The sequence below is a fragment of the Embleya sp. NPDC055664 genome (genome assembly GCF_053618075.1).
The window spans coordinates 2,776-19,862 of record NZ_JBSHGZ010000064.1 but is presented as its reverse complement, the minus strand read 5'-3'; the positions used below and the strand labels follow the sequence as shown (position 1 = coordinate 19,862).

The following is a 17,087-nucleotide window of genomic DNA, read 5'->3' as shown; positions in this document are numbered from 1 at the left end:
CCGGTCGGCCCCGCGCCCGGTCCGAGTCCCGGTGCCCGGCCCGGCCCGGCGGGGAGGGCCCGTACGTGGCGCGACGGCGGTACCGCAACCCGCTACGGCAGCGCCGTCACCGGCTCCGCCGCGCCCGGCTCGGGGCCGCTCGCCCGGCGCGGCGCGGCGACGGCCAGCGCGGTGATCCGGGCGTGCAGGTCGTGCACACGCGACTCGGCGGCGGGGTCCAGGAGGGCGCTGCGCAACACCCGCGTGCGGTTGCGATCGGCGACCGCCCGGGGGTGGCGGCGCAGGAAGTCCAGGACCCGGACCGAGAGTGTGCTCAGGTGGCTCGGGTGCGCGAGGGGTTCGGCACCGGCGGTGCCGGCCCGCAGGATGTACCCGCTGGATGCCTCCACCTGGGACATCCGGGGGTGCCGCTCGCCGGTGAGCGCCAGATAGGTCAGGATGTCCAGCTCGGGTCGCTGGAAGAGCATCAACTCCGGTTCGGCCTCGATCAGTTCGCACCATTGCCGAGTGCCGCGCAGGCCCGCCGCGAGCCCCGAGCCGACCCCCTCGGGGCTGAGCGGGAGGGCGCGCAGGGTCAACCACAGGGCCGCGGCGAGGGCGCCGGGGCGGGCACGGTCCAGGCCCAGTTCGCCCGGGCTCGGCACGTCGGAGGAGAAGTCGCCCGCCCGGGGATCCCGCCGCGCGCCGACCCCGGTCACCGGCTCGCGGAACAACACCGCACCGCAGCCGGAGGGGTGCAGGCCGATCCGGTGCGGATCGACGACCACGGAGTCGCACTCGGCGAGCGCGCGCAGATGCCGGGCCGCGGGCGTCGCGCGCAGCTCGTCCGCGTCCACGAGCAGCGTGAAGAACCCGCCGTAGGCGGCGTCCGCGTGCACCCGCACCCCGCGTTCCCGGCACAGCGGCAGGATGTCGGCGATCGGGTCCACCGCGCCCAGGGTGGTGGTTCCGGCGCTGACCACGACGGTGCCGACCCGCTCCCGACGCAGTTCCCGCGCCAGTGCGTCGGGGTCCATCCGCCCGGCCGCGTCGGTCGGCACGGGGTACGCGGGGGTGCGCAGCACGGCGCACATGTGTTCGTGCGCGGGGTACATGTCGGCGCCGTGCGCGATGCCGAGGTCGGGGTGCGCCTCGCGGGCCGCCCACAGCGCCTCCAGGTTGGCCATGGCCCCGCCGGAGGTGAGGTGTCCGTGGGCGGTGGGCAGCCCCAGCATCGCGGCGAGGTCGGCGATCACCTCCTCCTCCAGCGCGACCGTGGTCGGATCGCCGTCGAACACCCGTTCCTCGGGCCCGACCAGCGAGGTGGCGAGCCGACCGGCCACCGCGGCCCGGTGCGGCGGCTTGACCAGGTGCCCGGCGTACGCGGGGTGCGGGAGCGGCCGGCCGCCGCGCAGATGCTCGGCCAGCGCGGCCAGGTGCGCCTCGAACCGGTCCCCGGCGCGCTCGCCGGCCCCGTCGGGCGGGGCCTCCCGATGGGCGTCGGCCCACGCGGACACGGTGTCGAATGCCTCGGTCAGCCGGCGACGAGTGTCCATGGTGTGCCTCCGGATACGACGGCCGGCGCCCGCTCCACGCCGCGGACGCCCTGCGATTGCGCGTACGGACGGGTGCGGAGAGTTCCCTACCGGGCGGCGATCATGCCCGCCCCTGCGGCATCCGTGTGACCGCGCCGCCCGGGCGGGCCCGGGTTCGTACACTCGTCGACGATCACGAACGACGCGCGGTGCGGAGGCACGGGGCATGGAGCTGCGCCAGATCCGGTACTTCGTGGCGGTGGCCGAGGAGTTGCACTTCGGGCGGGCCGCCGAGCGGCTGCACATCGTGCAGCCCACGGTCAGCCAACAGATCCGGCGCCCGGAGCGCGAGTTGGCGGTGACCCTGTTCGACCGCAGCACACGCAGTGTCACGCTCACCGCGGCGGGCGACGCGTTCCTGCCGCACGCCCGCGCGCTGCTCGCCGCCGAACGCGCGGGCCTGGCGGCGATGGCCGCCCTGCGCGCCGAGGAGGCCGCGGTCCTGCGTCTGGGCACCAACGTCGGGCTGGGCACCCGGCTGGATCGGCTGTTGGCGGCACTGGCCGAGGGCGCCCCGCAGACCGGCGTCGAGCTGGTCAGCCTGCCGCCGGCCGACCGGCTGCGCCAGGTGCGCGAGGGCACGCTGGACGCGGCGCTGGTGCGCGGAGTGGACCGGGCGCCGGACCTGGACCTGGTGCCGGTGTGGCGCGACCCGCTGGTGGTCGCGCTGCCGCTGCGCATCGTCCCCCGCGAGCACAATCCGCACCTGGTCGACCTGCTCGTCGGCGCGTGTCGGGCGGCCGGGTTCGAGCCGGTGGTGGGCCGTACGTTCACCACCGACCAGGACACCCTGGCCGCGATCGGCGCCGGGCCGCCGACCTGGACGGCGGTCGGGTCGAGACGCCGGCCGTCCGCCTGCGGCTCCTCGTACGCGTGCGCGTGGGTCGGGTCGGGTCGGTCTGCCAACCTCCAGCGGGGCGAACCCGGTGCGGGTCATCCCGGCGGGGCCCAGGATGTACTCCCGGACGTAGTCCGCGTAGGCGTCGCCGAAGATCCGCGCCCGCCGAGCCGGTCGTACGCCCCACCGGCCGCAACTCGTCCGGCACCCGGCCGGCCACGATCGCAAACCCATACGCCCGACAGGAGATGCCCCGGGCGCGGTACGGGATGCCGGCAGCGGAAAGCGGTGGTAAGTCTGAATTGCGAGCCCGTATCGATGCCCGCTCGCAACCCCCGCGTCCGTGCGTCGACGACGCCGGTCGCAGCACTGCGAAGAGTGGAGTTCCCGTGGACGACTATCCGCTGCTGAACGTGTTCTGGACGATGATGTGGCTCTTCCTCTGGGTGCTGTGGTTCTTCCTGCTGTTCAAGGTGATCACCGACATCTTCCGCAGCCACGACCTCGGCGGCTGGGGCAAGGCCGGTTGGCTCGTGTTCACGATCGTGCTGCCCTATCTGGGCGTGCTGGTCTATCTGATCGTGCGCGGCCGGTCGATGAGCCGGCGCGATGTGGCCCAGGCGAAGGAGAACGACGCGGCGGTCCGGGCGTACATCCGCGACGCGGCCGGCTCCGCAGGCGAAACGAACCGGGGCGCCAGTCCGGTCGAGCAGCTCGACAAACTCGCCGCTCTGCGGAACAACGGCGCCATCTCCGAGGAGGAGTTCCAGCAGGCGAAGCAGAAGGTGCTCGGCTGAGCCACGCCGGGCGCGCGTCGGCGCGCCCGAGCCCGCCCCGACGGACCCGAAGGAATCACTCCGAGGTGCGGCAGCGGTCACCGTGTGTACTCATGGACGGGCATGGCCGTTCCGCTGCCGCACCCCCGGAGTGACCTTGAGTACCCCGCCCGAGCCACCACCCGATCCACCCGACCGGGCACCGTCCGCGTCCGCGACGCGGGGGTCGCCCGAGGTTCTGCGACCCGGCTATCTGCTACTGCTGCTGGTCGCCGCCGTCGTGGGTGTTCCCGTCTCCCTGGCTGCCTTCGGCTTCGTCGCGCTCGAACACGCGATGCAGAAGGGCCTGTGGGAGCACCTGCCGCACGAGATGGGCTACTCCGTCGCGCCGTGGTGGTGGCCGCTGCCCCTGCTCACCGTGGCCGGTCTGGTCGTGGCCGGGGTCGCCGCCCGGCTGCCCGGGGCCGGGGGGCATCTGCCCGTGAACGGGCTCGGCGGCCCGCCCATCCTGCCGTCGGCGCTGCCCGGCGTGGTCGTCGCGGCGCTGGCGAGCCTGTCGTTCGGCGCGGTCCTGGGCCCGGAGGGCCCGCTGATGGCGATCGGCAGCGCCCTCGCGTTGTCCGCCGTACGCAGCGCCCGGCGCGCCGCCGCGCCCGAGATGGTCGCGGTGCTCGCGGCGGCCGGGTCCGCCGCCGCGATCGCCACCGTGTTCGGCAGCCCGCTGGTCGCGGCCGTACTGCTCATCGAGGCGGCGGGGTTCGGCGGTCCCCGGCTGATCGCGCTGATCCTGCCGTGTCTGCTGGCGAGCGGCATCGGAGCGGTGGTGTTCACCGGGTTCGGCGCGTGGAGCGGCCTGGCCACGGGCGGGTTGGCGCTGCCCTCGTTGCCGCCGAGCACTCCGTTGCGGGCGGGCGACTTCCTGTGGGGTGTGCCGTTGGCGGCGGTGATCGGCTGCGGGGTGGTGCTGCTGATGACGCTCGGTCGCCACGTCGCCGACTGGACGGTGCCACACCCGACCCGCCGGATCGTGATGTGCGCGATCGTGGTCGGCGCGCTGGTGGCCGGATACGCGGCGAGCACGGGCCGCTCGCCCGAGGAGGCGGCGCTCTCGGGACAGTCGACGCTGGCCACGCTGGCGGCGAACCCGCATTCGTGGGCGACGTCCGCACTGTTCATGCTCGTCCTGTGCAAGGGGCTCGCCTGGTCCGTCTCGCTCGGCTCGCTGCGCGGCGGGCCGATCTTCCCGGTGCTGCTGCTCGGCGCGGCCACCGCGCTGTTGTGCCAGGACCTTCCCGGCTTCGGCACCCTGCCGGGGCTCGCGGTGGGTCTGGCGGCGGCGGGCTCGGCCACACTGCGGCTGCCGGTCTCGGCGACCGTGCTCGCCGTACTGCTGCTCGGTGATCACGGCACGGATCAGGTACCGGTCCTGGTCGTCGCGTCGGTCGTCGCCTTCGTCGTCGGCGAACTGACCCGCGCCCGGTGGGCACCCCGCCCACCCGCTCCGGCCTCGGCCGACCCGTCCTGACTCGCGACACGCAGCGTTTTGCCCCGATATCTCCCCTGGGCCCATCTAGAGTGTGCCGCGAGGAGGAGCCCCGAGGAGGCGGATCGTGACGCTCGACGGCCCGACCGAAGGCGCCACCAAGCACCTCGCCCCAGCCCCCACCACGCGCCGCATCGCGCTGTTCGGCGGGTTGCGCGCGCTGGGCTCGTCGACCCTGCTGCTCGCCCTCTACTACGTGCTGCCGCTGGACCGGGGTCTGGACACGGCGACCGGTATCGGACTCGCCGTCGGACTCGTCGTGTTCGCGACCCTCGTGGTGTGGCAGGTGAACCTCATCGCCCACGCCGAGCGGCCGCGCGTGCGCGCCGTCGAGGCACTGGCCGTCTCACTGCCGTTCCTGCTCCTGCTCTTCGCCTCGACCTACTTCGTCATCGGCCGCGAGCGACCCGACTCCTTCACCGAAGCGCTCACCCGCACCGACGCCCTCTACTTCACCCTCACCGTCTTCGCGACCGTCGGCTTCGGCGACATCGCCCCGAAGAGCGAAAGCGCGCGCGTGGTGGCGATGGTCCAGATGGTGGTGAACCTGATCGCCGTCGGCGTGATCGCCCGGGTGGTTCTGGGCGCGGTACAACAGGGCCTGCGCCGCCACTCGACGCCCGCGGGCGCCGATGGCCACGTCGACGCCGCCGACACCATCGATTAGTCCCGTCCGACGGGACGAAGTCGAGTCCGGGCGCCCCTCGCCGGCGCATGTATCGAAGTCCACATCGACCGTGTACTTCAAGCCAGGGACCAAACCCCGGAAACCGGCATCTTTCGCCCGTCGGATCCACCCCGGTCGGGCCGGGGGTGTTCGGCCCTTTTGGATGTTTCCTACAACTGGCGCCGCTCAGTGTGCACTGCCCGCGACATGGCGTTGCCGACCGGTTCACGGAATGGTGAACACTGTCGGGGGTCGCCGCATCGTCGCGGCGAGCACAATCGTTGGTTTGCAGGAGGTTCGGTCGGGTGTTCAGTCGTGTCGCCATCGTCAATCGCGGGGAGGCCGCGATGCGGCTCATCCACGCCGTCCGGGAGCTGGCCGCGGAGACCGGCACCCGGATCGAGACCGTCGCTCTGTACACCGACGTCGACCGTACGGCCACCTTCGTGCGCGAGGCCGATCTGTCGTTTGACCTGGGGCCGGCGTCGGCGCGCCCGTATCTGGACCTGAAGGCCCTGGAGCGCGCGCTGGTGGCCACCGGCGCCGACGCCGCGTGGGTCGGGTGGGGTTTCGTCGCGGAGGACCCGGCGTTCGCCGAGTTGTGCCGCGAACTGGGCGTGGCCTTCGTCGGCCCGAGCGCCGAGGCCATGCGCAAACTCGGCGACAAGATCGGCTCGAAGCTGATCGCCGAAGAGGTCGGCGTCCCCGTCGCCCCGTGGAGCCGCGGCGCGGTGGAGACCCTGGATGCGGCCCTGGCCGCCGCGGCCGAGATCGGCTACCCGCTGATGCTCAAGGCCACCGCCGGCGGCGGCGGACGCGGCATCCGCGTGATCACGAGCGACGCCGAGCTGGTCGACGCCTACGAGCGCACCAGCCAGGAGGCCGCGCGCGCGTTCGGCAGCGGCATCGTGTTCCTGGAGCGCCTGGTCACCGGCGCCCGACACGTCGAGGTCCAAGTGATCGCCGACGGCCAGGGCACCGCGTGGGCGCTGGGTGTGCGCGACTGCTCGATCCAGCGACGCAACCAGAAGGTCGTCGAGGAATCCGCCTCCCCCGTCCTGGCGCCGGACCAGGTGGCCGAACTCAAGGCGTCCGCCGAACGTTTGGCGCTGGCCGTCGGCTACCGCGGCGCCGCCACCGTCGAGTTCCTCTACCACCCCGGCGACCGACTGTTCGCGTTCCTGGAGGTCAACACCCGCCTCCAGGTCGAGCACCCGATCACCGAGTCCACCACCGGATTCGACCTGGTCAAGGCCCAGTTGCGGATCGCCGGCGGCGGCCGGCTCGAAGGCGCCCCGCCGATCGAGCGCGGCCACGCCGTCGAGGCACGCCTGAACGCCGAGGACCCCGACCGCGACTTCGCCCCCTCCCCCGGCCGGATCGCCCGCCTGGACCTGCCGGCCGGGCCCGGCATCCGCGTGGACACCGGCGTCAGCGAGGGCGACACCATCCCCGCCGACTTCGACTCGATGATCGCCAAGATCATCGCGTACGGGCACGACCGCGACGAGGCGTTGGGCCGGTTGCGGCGGGCGATGGCGCAGACCACGGTGATCATCGAGGGCGGCGCCACCAACAAGAGCTTCGTGCTCGACCTGCTGGACCAGCCCGAGCTGATCGACGGCAGCGCCGACACCGGCTGGATCGACCGCGTGCGCGGCGAGGGCCGACTCGTCTCGCACCGCCACTCCGCCGTCGCACTCGCCGCCGCCGCCATCGAGGCGTACGAGGAGGAGGAGCGTGCCGAACGCCAGCGGTTGTTCTCCACCGCCTTCGGCGGGCGACCGCAGGTCCAGCACGAGAGCGGCCGACCGCTCGACCTGAAGCTGCGCGGCGTCGGCTACCGCGTCCGCGTCGCCCGCGTCGGCGCGCACCGCTTCCGGGTCGGCATCGAGGTCGGCGAGGTGGTGCGTACCGCCGATGTCGAGCTCGACCGGTTCGACCGGCACACCGGCCAGATCGTGGTCAACGGCACCCGTTACCGGCTGCTCACCGCCACGCACGGGCCGACCCATCTGGTCGAGGTCGACGGCGTCACCCACCGGGTCGGCCGCGACGAGGGCGGCGTCGTACGCTCCCCCGCCCCCGCCCTGGTCGTCGCCACCCCCCTGGCGGTCGGCGACGAGGTCGAGGCCGGCGCACCGGTCCTGGTGCTGGAGAGCATGAAGATGGAAACGGTGCTGCGCGCACCGTTCCGGGCACGCCTGAAGGAATGCTCGGTCTCCGTGGGCAGCCAGGTGGAGACCGGCGCCCCGCTGCTGCGCCTGGAACCGCTCGCCGACGACGACGGCGAGGCCGAGGACACCACCGCCGGCGCGTCCGTCGAGCTGGACCTGCCCGCCGCGCCCGAGACCGTCCCCGTGCGCGCACGCACCCGGCGCGGCCAGGAGGACCTGCGCAGCCTGCTGCTCGGCTTCGACGTCGACCCGCACGACGAGCGCCGTGTGCTCGACGACTACCTCGCCGCCCGCACCGCCGCCGCCGAGGCCGGCCACCGCCCGCTGGTGCGCGAGCTCGAACTGATCGAGATGTTCACCGACCTCGCCGAACTGAGCCGCAACCGGCCCGCGGGCGAGGACGTCGGCGGCGACGGCCACCTGCACAGCGCCCGCGAGTACTTCCACAGCTACCTGCAGAGCCTGGACGTGGAACGCGCCGGACTGCCCCCGGCGTTCCGGGCCAAGCTGGCCAAGGCCTTGGCCCACTACGGCGTCACCGAGCCGGAGCCGTGCCCGGAGCTCGAAGCCGCGGTGTTCCGGATCTTCCTCGCCCAGCAGCGCGCCTCCGCCGACGCCGCCGTCATCGCCACCCTGTTGCGCTCCTGGCTGCGCGAGGCGCCGCCGGACGCGACGCTGCACGAGCCCGCGGGTCTGGCCCTGGAGCGGCTGATCGCCGCGACCCAGGTCCGCTTCCCCGTGCTCGCCGACCTCGCGCGCGGCGTGGTCTACGACTGGTTCGGCCGGCCGCTGCTGCGCCGCAACCGCGCCCGCGTGTACGCCGGTGTGCGCAAGCACCTGCGGCACCTGGACGCGCACCCGGACACCCCGGACCGCGCCGAGCGGGTCGCCGAGATGGTGCGCAGCACCGAGCCCCTGGTCCGGCTGCTCGGGCAGCGGCTGGTTCGCGACAACCTCGACAACGCGACCATGCTGGAGGTGCTGACCCGGCGCTACTACGGCAACAAGGGCCTCACCGACGTCCGGACCCGGGAGATCGCGGGCTGCACATTCGTGGTCGCCGAGCGGGCCGGCTCCTCGCTGGTCTCCGCCGCGGTGGGCTTCGAGGCCCTGGGCGGCGCGCTGCGCGGCCTCGCCGAACTGGCCGCCGACGGCAACCCGATCGACGCGGACATCTACCTGTCCTGGGAGAACCAGCCGGAGAGCGCGGACGCGACGGCCGCCGCGCTGCACGAGGTGGTGGCCGCGCAGCCGCTGCCGCCTCGGGTCCGCCGACTGACCACCACGGTGGCCGGTCGCGGCGGCGCGGTGATGCACCACCACTTCACGTTCCGCCCGTCGGACACCGGGATGGTCGAGGAGCGGTTGATCCGGGGCCTGCACCCGTACATCGCGCAGCGTATGCAGTTGGAGCGGCTGAGCAAGTTCGACCTCACCCGGCTGCCGTCCTCGGACGAGGAGGTCTACCTCTTCCAGTGCGTCGCCCGGGAAAACCCCGCCGACGACCGCCTGGTCGCCTTCGCCCAGGTCCGCGACCTCACCGAACTCCGGGACCACGAGGGTAGGTTGGTCGCACTGCCGACCGCCGAGGACATCCTCGCCACGTGCCTCGACTCGATCCGCCGCGCCCAGTCGCGGCGACCGTCGGCGAAGCGCTTCAACACCAACCGGGTCGTGGTCTACGTGTGGCCGCCGAGCGGACTCACGCACGCCGAGATGGAGATGATCGCCGGGCGCGTGCGGCCGACCACCGCGGGCGCGGGCCTGGAGGAGATCCTGTTCATCGCCCGTCAGCGCGACCCGCAGACCGGCGAGCTGACCAAGATCGCGGTACGGATCCCGTTCGACGCCGCCGGCGGTACCGAACTGACCATCGGCGAGCCGTCGGACGAGCCGGTCGAGCCGCTGGACGGCTACCGGTTGAAGGTGCTGCGCGCGAGCAGCCGCAACACCGTCTACCCGTACGAACTCACCGACCGCCTCGGTGACTTCGTCGAGTACGACCTGAACGACGAGCACGCCCTCGTGCCGGTCGAGCGGCCCAAGGGCACCAACTCCGCCGCGATCGTGGCGGGTGTGGTCCGCACCGCCACCGCGCGGCACCCCGAGGGTGTCACCCGCGTGGTTCTGCTCGGCGACCCGACGAAGTCGCTCGGGGCGCTGTCCGAGCCGGAGTGCCGTCGGGTGATCGCGGCGCTGGACCTGGCGGAGCGCATGCGGGTGCCGGTGGAGTGGTACGCGCTGTCGTCGGGTGCGCGGATCTCGATGGAGTCGGGCACGGAGAACATGGACTGGGTGGCCGCCGCGCTCAAGCGGATCGTCACGTTCACCCAGGACGGCGGCGAGATCAACATCGTGGTCGCGGGCATCAACGTCGGCGCACAGCCGTACTGGAACGCCGAGGCCACCATGCTCATGCACACCAAGGGCATCCTCGTGATGACCCCCGACTCGGCCATGGTGCTCACCGGCAAGCATGCCCTCGACTTCTCCGGCGGTGTGTCGGCCGAGGACAACTTCGGCATCGGCGGCTACGACCGGGTGATGGGCCCGAACGGGCAGGCGCAGTACTGGGCGCCGGACCTGAACGCGGCGCGCGACGTGTTGATGTCGCACTACGACCACACCTATGTCGCCCCGGGCGAACTCGCGCCGCGTCGGACCGGCACCACCGACCCGACGGACCGCGACGTGTCGAGCTTCCCGCACGTGGTGGAGGGCAGCGACTTCACCACGGTCGGCGAGATCTTCTCCGCCGAGGCCAACCCCGACCGCAAGAAGCCGTTCGACATCCGCACCGTGATGCGCGCGTTGTCCGACCAGGACCACCCGGTCCTGGAGCGCTGGGCGGGCATGGCCGACGCGGACACGGCGGCGGTCCAGGACGTGCACCTGGGCGGCATGCCGGTGTGCCTGCTCGGCATCGAGTCCCGGGCGGTGCCGCGGCGCGGCTTCCCGCCCACGGACGGGCCGGCCACCTACACGGCGGGCACGCTGTTCCCGCAGTCGTCGAAGAAGGCCGCGCGGGCGATCAACGCCGCGTCCGGCAACCGGCCGCTGGTGGTGCTGGCGAACCTGTCCGGGTTCGACGGCTCGCCGGAGTCGATGCGGAAGTTGCAACTGGAGTACGGCGCGGAGATCGGCCGGGCGATCGTGAACTTCCGCGGGCCGATCGTGTTCTGCGTGATCTCGCGCTACCACGGCGGCGCGTTCGTGGTCTTCTCCAAGGCGCTGAACCCGAACATGACCGTGCTGGCCATCGAAGGCTCGTTCGCGTCGGTCCTCGGCGGGGCGCCCGCGGCGGCGGTGGTCTTCGCGGGTGACGTCAACGCGCGCACCGCGGCCGACCCGCGGGTGCGCGACCTGGAGTCGCGCGCGGCGGCGGCCTCCGGCGCGGAGCGGGCCACGCTGACCGCCGAGCTGGACGAACTGCGTTCGTCGGTACGGACCGAGAAACTGGGCGAGGTGGCCGCGGAGTTCGACCGGGTCCACGACATCCGCCGTGCGGTGGAGGTGGGTTCGGTCGACGCGGTGATCGAGGCGCGGGAGTTGCGGCCGCGGATCATCGAGGCGATCGCGACGCACTGGGCGGAGTCGGGCTCGGCGGCTTCGGCGGGTTGAGCGAAGGAACGTGCGGGGCGGCCCCGGCTCTTCGGAAACGCAGAGCCGGGGCCGCTGGTGCGGTGCCGGGTGTCGTGGAGCTCGGCGGGAGATTGAAGACACGCCCCAGGGTCAGCCCGTCACATGGCCGGTCACGACTCGCATCGCCCGGCGGATGGCCGCTCGGGTCTCCTCGGTGTGGTCGATCGCCTCGAAGCCGTGGCGGGCCTCGGCGAGGTGGATCACCTCGACGTTCGCCTCGGCCGCCTCGCCGGCCGCCAGGAACTCGTGTACCGTCACCGCGATTTCGGCGCGTTCCAGGCCCACCGTGGTGAGCACGATCGGCAGTTCGCCCGCCGACCGCACCGCTCTCGCCGGGTGGAAGCGGGAGTCGGCCAGGCCCCAGTTCGGCATGGGGGCCAGGATCGGGTAGGTCGCGGCCAGGCAGCGCAACCACGACGGCGGGTGTACGAGCCAGTCCGTGGCCAGGAGGCCACCGCCGGAGAAGAACCACAGCGCGATCCGGTCCCGATCGACGCGCGGGTGTGCCCGTACCGTCGCGATCGCCGCGGCCACGTCCTCGGCGGCGCGGTCGTAGTCGCCGGGTCGGTGCAGCCGGTGCTCCACGGTCGCGCCGACCACCCCGACGCTCGCCGCGTACCGGCCGTAGCCGACGAACGTGGGCCAATCGCGCGGCGTCGGCAGGGCGCCCTCGGGCAGCGGCCCGCCGTGCACGAACAGCACGACTGGGCACGGGAGTTCGTCGTCGGGGAGGTACAGGTCGACCCGCCCCACCCGCTCCCGGTCGCACGCGGGGGCGTCCAGCGGGAACGGCCCGAGGTGGCTCGGCTCTTCCCGCTTCGCCGACAGGCGGTGGCCCTCGTCGGCCGCCGCGCGGCGCAGTACGTCGGCCACTTCCCCGGGCGCGGACACCATCGGCCAGTGGCCGGTGGCGAGTTCGAAGAAGCCCACCCGGGGGTCGACCAGCCGTCGCAGCGCCGGATTCCCCATGCCCACCAGCGACTCGACGAGCGCGATGCTCGCCCCGTTCCCGGTACACAACACGCCCGTGGTCGGCAGTCCGGCCGCCGCCCCCGACAGGCGCAGCGGTTGGGTGAGCGTGCCCACCGGATGGGGCGCGGCCGACCGGGTCAGCCGGGCAAGCGCCGCGTCGGACAGGTCCGCGACGCCGCCCCAGCGCGCCCAGTCCTCGCGCGTCGTCGGCGCCGGGAGGGCGGGATCCCCGTCCAGGGTCGCCAACCGTTCGCGCGTCGCCACGTCCGCGATCGCGGCGAGCGCCGGGTCCCCGTCCTGCGGCAGGCCGGCGTCCAGGTAGACGATCCGGGCCACCCGGTCCGGGCGCCGATCGGCGGCGCCGAGCACCGGGTGGATGCCGTAGCCGTGCCCGACGACGACCACCGGCCGCGCCGCGTCGATGCGGTCGATCAGGTCCATCACGTCCCGGATGTGCGTCTCCAGGTCGATGTCCGGGCCCACCGGCTGTCGATGGTCCTCCAGTCCGGTGAGCGTGACCGGATACGCCTCGTCGCCGGCCGCCGACAACCGGGCGGCCACGTCCCGCCAGATCCACCCGCCGGTGTGGGCCTCCGACACCAATACGAACGCCGTCATGGTCGTCCCTTCGTGTTCCGTATCGAATCCGCGCTCGACACACCCCGCGGGCGGGGCGCCGACCGGCCGTGGGGCCGGTCCGGGCGGGCCGCTACCGTAGGAACTCCCCCTGAGGGAGGTTCAAGTCGTGTCCGCCGACCACACCTGGAGCATCGGAGAGCTCGCCGAGCATGCGGGCGTGACGGTCAAGACCGTGCGCTTCTACTCCGATCGCGGCCTGCTGCCCGAGGCCTCGCGCAGTGCCGGTGGCCATCGGCGCTACCGTCCGGAGGCACTGGACCGGCTCCGGACCATCCGCTCGTTGCGCGGTCTCGACCTGCCGGTGCCGGAGGTGGGGCGCTTCCTCGATCGTGAGGACACGCTGGAGGAGATCATCGCCGGGCAGCTCCGGGAGGTCGGCTCGCGGCTGGCCGAGCTGCGCTGGCGCGAGGCGGCGCTGCACCTGCTCCGGGACTGTGCGCCGGACGAGCGGGCCGAGCGGTTGCGGCTGGTCGGCGCCGTGTCCGTGCCGCCCAGTACCGCGCCGGTGGCCCGGTTCTGGCGGGGCTGGCTGCCCGCCCGGCTCCCGGCCCGGCTGGTCACGGCCATCGTGGACCGCTCGGTGCCGCAACCGCCCGCTGATCCGACGCCGGCCCAGGTGTTGGCGTTCGCCCGCCTGCACGCGCTCGTCACCCGGCCGTGCGCGGGACCCGGGGGCCGGGTGCCGGCGGCGCATCGGCCGCGGACCGGGCCGCGGCCGGCCGTACTCTTCGGCGGCCTGGTCGAAGCCCACACCCTCGCCGCACCCGAGCTGCGCGCCCATCGTCCGCCGCGGCCGGGCGAGGCGCTGGACTGCTTCGTCGCGGCCTACGCCCGCTCGTGGGACACGGCCGACACCCCCGCCTTCCGCCGCCGGCTGGCCGGCCTGCTCGTCGGCGAGACCCGGATCGAGCGCTACTGGCAACTGACCGCCGAGCTGACCGACCCGGCCGAACCCACCCCGGGGGCCACGGACACCTGGTTGCGCGCCGCGCTGAACGATCAGGTCGCCGAACCGGCGACCTGATCGACGAAGTTGTGGTGTGTGTCCCGAATCGAAAGGGCACGCGTCCCGAATCGAAAGGGCGCGCGCCCCGAAGGCGTCGATCCGTCGGATCGCACGGCCCCTGCGCGTTCGATACGACGCCGACCCGTCGGCGCGCGCGCCACTTCCGCCCCCCAGGCCGCCGCTTCGGCAACCCCCGTGCCTGCCCACGGGCGACACACCCGGTCCGGTCGCCGCCCGGACCGCGCGGTCGCGCTCGCGTGCACCGCACTGTCGACATCCTCGCCACTGTGCACGGTGCGGCGAAATCCCAGATTTCTGGGAGGTATTCGGGAACCGGAGCTACGAACCGCCCGCTCTCCGTCGGAACTTCGCCGGCTCGCCGGCCGACTGATGGGCGATCGAGGACTCCGCCGCGCGGTGGCAACTCTCGTGATCGTTCTCTTAGTCCGATGATACGACCATATGACTACACCACGTCATCGAACATATACTCGGGGTACACGTCGCAGGTCAGTGGGTATGCCCCGATCGACGTCAGTGCGCGTTTCGTGCCGCGGCCGCGAAACGCGCCCGGGGTGTGCTCGGGTCCACCGGAACGAGACCTCCCACCCCGGCCATCGAGATACGTTCCGCCCGGCCTGAAATGGGGGCCGCCCATGGCTACATGGGACGACCTGATCGCACATCTGCAAGCTGTACCGGAAGGCGTATACGAGAGCTGGAACCCCCGCGACGGTTACGACAACCGCACCAAGTGGGGACGGGAGTTCGGCGAGGACGGCGTGCCGTGGTGCGTCATCTTCGACTGGTGCATGTACAACGACGTCGGCCTCGCGGACATCGTGCCCAAGGTCGACAACGTCACCGCGTTCGCGAACTGGGCCCGCGCGCACGACCAGTGGTCGGAATACCCGAGCTGGGGCGCCTGGGTCGACTTCGGCAACGGCGCGCACACCGAGATCGTGGTCCGCTTCGACGACGTCCACGTGTACACCAAGGGCGGCAACACGATCCCGACCGGCGGCGACGGCGGCCAGGGCAACGGCGTCTACTCGCACACGTTTCGGCGCACCGACGCGCGGGTGACCGGCTACCTGGCCCCGCGCTTCCCGGACGGCTGCCCACCCACCGCCGATCCGCACGACCCGCGCGGTACGTCCGGGGGCGACGGGATCCCGACCGTCAGCCTGGCCAACATCCTCGACTCCGCGCACCTCGACCCACCCGCACCCCAAGGGTCGGCGGCGCACCGCACCGACGTGCTCCTGGTCGAGCAGGCGCTCCAGGCCGAGGGCCTGCTCGCGTCCGCCTACGTCGACGGCTCCTTCGGGACCGCCACGATCCACGCCTACGCCGCCTACCAACGCCGCCTCGGCTACTCCGGCCAGGACGCCAACGGCATCCCGGGCCAACGATCGCTGACCCGCCTGGCCGGCCAACACGGCTTCCGGGTCGACTGACGCACCACCCGCGAGGCGGTCGGGTCGGTCCCGGGTCGGTCCCCACCGGCGCGGGCCCCGACCCGACCGACCTCGCGGCCGCCGATTCGGTGCCCGGTAGGCTTCGGCGGATGCAGTCGATCACCATCAGGCGGGCCGTCGCCTCGGACGCGGACCGGCTCACGGCGCTGGTCCGACACTCCGGCGCCTACCGCGGGCACTACGCCTCGATCATCGCCGGATATCGGGTCACGGCCGACTACGTCGCCCGGCATCGGGTCTTCGCGGCCGTCGACGCGGGCGACGAGCCGCTGGGCTTCTACGCCCTCGTGCTGGATCCGCCGGAGTTGGATCTGGCCTTCGTGGCGGACGACACGCAGGGATCGGGCGTCGGCCGGCTCCTGATCGAGCACATGATCGACGAGGCCGGCCGCGCCGGTCTCACCGCCGTGCGTGTGGTCGCCCATCCACCGGCGGAGGCCTTCTACCGGCGGCTGGGCGCGACGCGCGTGGGCACCATCGCCCCGTCGCCCCCGAGGGTCGGCTGGGAACGCCCGGAACTGCGATTCGCCATTCCCCCCGCCCCGGCGCCGACGGGTTGACCTGGAGCGCGGTCCAGGTTGTTGACTCGTGCCCTCGGGCCCGGGACATCGCGGGCCGCGGCGTTGGGGGTCACCATGAAGTACCGCACCATCGGGGTCGATTCGGGCACACGTCGGGAGGTGAGTGTGCTTGCGCTGGGGGCGATGTTGTTCGGGTCGGTGACCGACGAGAAGACCTCCTACGCGGTGTTGGATCATTTTGTCGAGGCCGGGGGCACGTTCATCGACACCTCCGACAACTACGCGTTCTGGGTCGACGGGGGACTCGGCGGGCAGAGCGAGGCGTTGCTCGGACGGTGGCGGCGCAGCCGCGGCGTCGGGGACGAGATCGTCATCGCCACCAAACTGGGCGCGGCGCCGCTGGCGGCGGGCACCGGCTACATCGACAACCCCGAGGGCCTGTCCGCGAAGGCGATTCGCGAGGCGGCGGAGCGGAGCCGGGAGCGGCTGGGGGTGGAGCGGCTGGACCTGCTCTACGCGCACATCGAGGACCGGACCGTGCCGCTGCGGGAAACCGTGGAGGCGTTCGGGGAGTTGGTGACCGAGGGTACGGTCGGCCTGTTGGGCGCGAGCAATCACGCCACGTGGCGTGTGGAGCGGGCCCGTTCGCTCGCCGCGGCGGCGGGGGTGCCGGGGTACGAGGTGCTCCAGTATCAGCACAGCCATCTTCGCCCGCGCTACGACATACCCGGCGCGCTCTTCCCCGAGGGCAGCCTCGGTCACGCCGGTCCGGATCTGTTGAGCTACCTGCGCGCCGAGCCGGATCTGACCCTGGTCGCCTATTCGCCGCTCCTCGGCGGTGCGTACGCGCGGCCGGACAAGCCGCTGCCGCCGGATTACGACCACCCGGGCACGCCCGCCAGGCTCGCGGTGTTGCGGGAGGTCGCGCAGGAGATCGGCGCGACGGTGAACCAGGTCGTGCTCGCCTGGCAGATCGGCGGCACCCTCCCGATCCTTCCGCTCGCCGGCGCCTCCTCCATCGCGCAGTTGGCGGAGAACCTGGCGGCCGTGGAACTGGAACTGACGCCGGATCAGCGCACTCGGCTGGACAACGCGCACTGACCGGATCCCGGGCGGCGGATCGTCCGGGCCGACCGGGACCGGCGGAGCGGGCGGGGGGGGGCGGCGGGGTGGGCGGCCGCGCCCCCCGGCCCCGCAGCGCCCCGGGATGTTTATGTAAAGCACGAAGTTTTCATAACCCCCCCCCCCCAA

Annotated in this window: 11 protein-coding genes; 9 read left to right on the top strand and 2 right to left on the bottom strand. The window is 72.9% G+C overall.

From position 1 onward, the window contains the following. Nucleotides 1-92: 92 nt before the first annotated feature. Entirely contained in the window at nt 93-1,535 is a 1,443-nt protein-coding gene (locus tag ACWGR4_RS46810; RefSeq protein ID WP_452133108.1) for a pyridoxal phosphate-dependent decarboxylase family protein, read from the bottom strand. Between the two features lie 205 nt (nt 1,536-1,740). On the opposite strand from ACWGR4_RS46810, the gene ACWGR4_RS46805 reads away from it, so the two are divergent. From ACWGR4_RS46805 to ACWGR4_RS46785, 5 genes are all read left to right on the top strand, one after another. Continuing rightward, a complete protein-coding gene (locus tag ACWGR4_RS46805) occupies nt 1,741-2,823 on the top strand; it encodes a LysR family transcriptional regulator (protein ID WP_452133107.1) in 1,083 nt (360 codons plus the stop codon). Further along, the gene (locus tag ACWGR4_RS46800; protein WP_380009562.1) at nt 2,802-3,209 is read left to right on the top strand and encodes an SHOCT domain-containing protein; all 408 of its coding nucleotides are present in this window, start codon (nt 2,802-2,804) and stop codon (nt 3,207-3,209) included. The genes ACWGR4_RS46805 and ACWGR4_RS46800 overlap by 22 nt, the downstream gene beginning before the upstream one ends. A gap of 130 nt (nt 3,210-3,339) precedes the next feature. Beyond that, entirely contained in the window at nt 3,340-4,713 is a 1,374-nt protein-coding gene (locus tag ACWGR4_RS46795) for a chloride channel protein (RefSeq protein ID WP_380009863.1), read from the top strand. 85 nt (nt 4,714-4,798) lie between these two features. Next, on the top strand, nt 4,799-5,398 hold the full coding sequence (locus tag ACWGR4_RS46790) for a potassium channel family protein (RefSeq protein WP_452133106.1): 600 nt from the start codon (nt 4,799-4,801) through the stop codon (nt 5,396-5,398). Nucleotides 5,399-5,703: 305 nt separating this feature from the next. Continuing rightward, on the top strand, nt 5,704-11,196 hold the full coding sequence (locus tag ACWGR4_RS46785; protein ID WP_452134336.1) for an ATP-binding protein: 5,493 nt from the start codon (nt 5,704-5,706) through the stop codon (nt 11,194-11,196). Between the two features lie 111 nt (nt 11,197-11,307). On the opposite strand, the gene ACWGR4_RS46780 is transcribed toward ACWGR4_RS46785, so the two are convergent. Further along, nucleotides 11,308-12,807: an alpha/beta hydrolase gene (locus ACWGR4_RS46780; RefSeq protein WP_452133894.1), complete on the bottom strand. Its 1,500-nt coding sequence runs from the start codon at nt 12,805-12,807 to the stop codon at nt 11,308-11,310. Nucleotides 12,808-12,934: 127 nt separating this feature from the next. On the opposite strand from ACWGR4_RS46780, the gene ACWGR4_RS46775 reads away from it, so the two are divergent. The 4 genes from ACWGR4_RS46775 (at nt 12,935) to ACWGR4_RS46760 (ending at nt 16,937) form a co-directional block, all read left to right on the top strand. Continuing rightward, complete coding sequence (locus ACWGR4_RS46775; protein WP_452133895.1) at nt 12,935-13,852, top strand: MerR family transcriptional regulator; 918 nt, start codon at nt 12,935-12,937, stop codon at nt 13,850-13,852. A 638-nt stretch (nt 13,853-14,490) separates the two neighbouring features. Beyond that, entirely contained in the window at nt 14,491-15,294 is an 804-nt protein-coding gene (locus ACWGR4_RS46770; protein WP_380009577.1) for a peptidoglycan-binding domain-containing protein, read from the top strand. Between the two features lie 110 nt (nt 15,295-15,404). Then, entirely contained in the window at nt 15,405-15,875 is a 471-nt protein-coding gene (locus ACWGR4_RS46765; RefSeq protein WP_380009580.1) for a GNAT family N-acetyltransferase, read from the top strand. Nucleotides 15,876-15,950: 75 nt separating this feature from the next. Further along, on the top strand, nt 15,951-16,937 hold the full coding sequence (locus ACWGR4_RS46760; RefSeq protein WP_452133896.1) for an aldo/keto reductase: 987 nt from the start codon (nt 15,951-15,953) through the stop codon (nt 16,935-16,937). The last annotated feature ends 150 nt before the right edge of the window (nt 16,938-17,087 follow it).

What these genes read in the sequence shown, in the direction of transcription:
- ACWGR4_RS46810 (WP_452133108.1), bottom strand. Translation starts at nt 1,535, where the DNA reads ATGGACACTCGTCGCCGGCTGACCGAGGCATTCGACACCGTGTCCGCG.
- ACWGR4_RS46805 (WP_452133107.1), top strand. Translation starts at nt 1,741, where the DNA reads ATGGAGCTGCGCCAGATCCGGTACTTCGTGGCGGTGGCCGAGGAGTTG.
- ACWGR4_RS46780 (WP_452133894.1), bottom strand. Translation starts at nt 12,807, where the DNA reads ATGACGGCGTTCGTATTGGTGTCGGAGGCCCACACCGGCGGGTGGATC.
- ACWGR4_RS46770 (WP_380009577.1), top strand. Translation starts at nt 14,491, where the DNA reads ATGGCTACATGGGACGACCTGATCGCACATCTGCAAGCTGTACCGGAA.
- ACWGR4_RS46765 (WP_380009580.1), top strand. Translation starts at nt 15,405, where the DNA reads ATGCAGTCGATCACCATCAGGCGGGCCGTCGCCTCGGACGCGGACCGG.
- ACWGR4_RS46760 (WP_452133896.1), top strand. Translation starts at nt 15,951, where the DNA reads ATGAAGTACCGCACCATCGGGGTCGATTCGGGCACACGTCGGGAGGTG.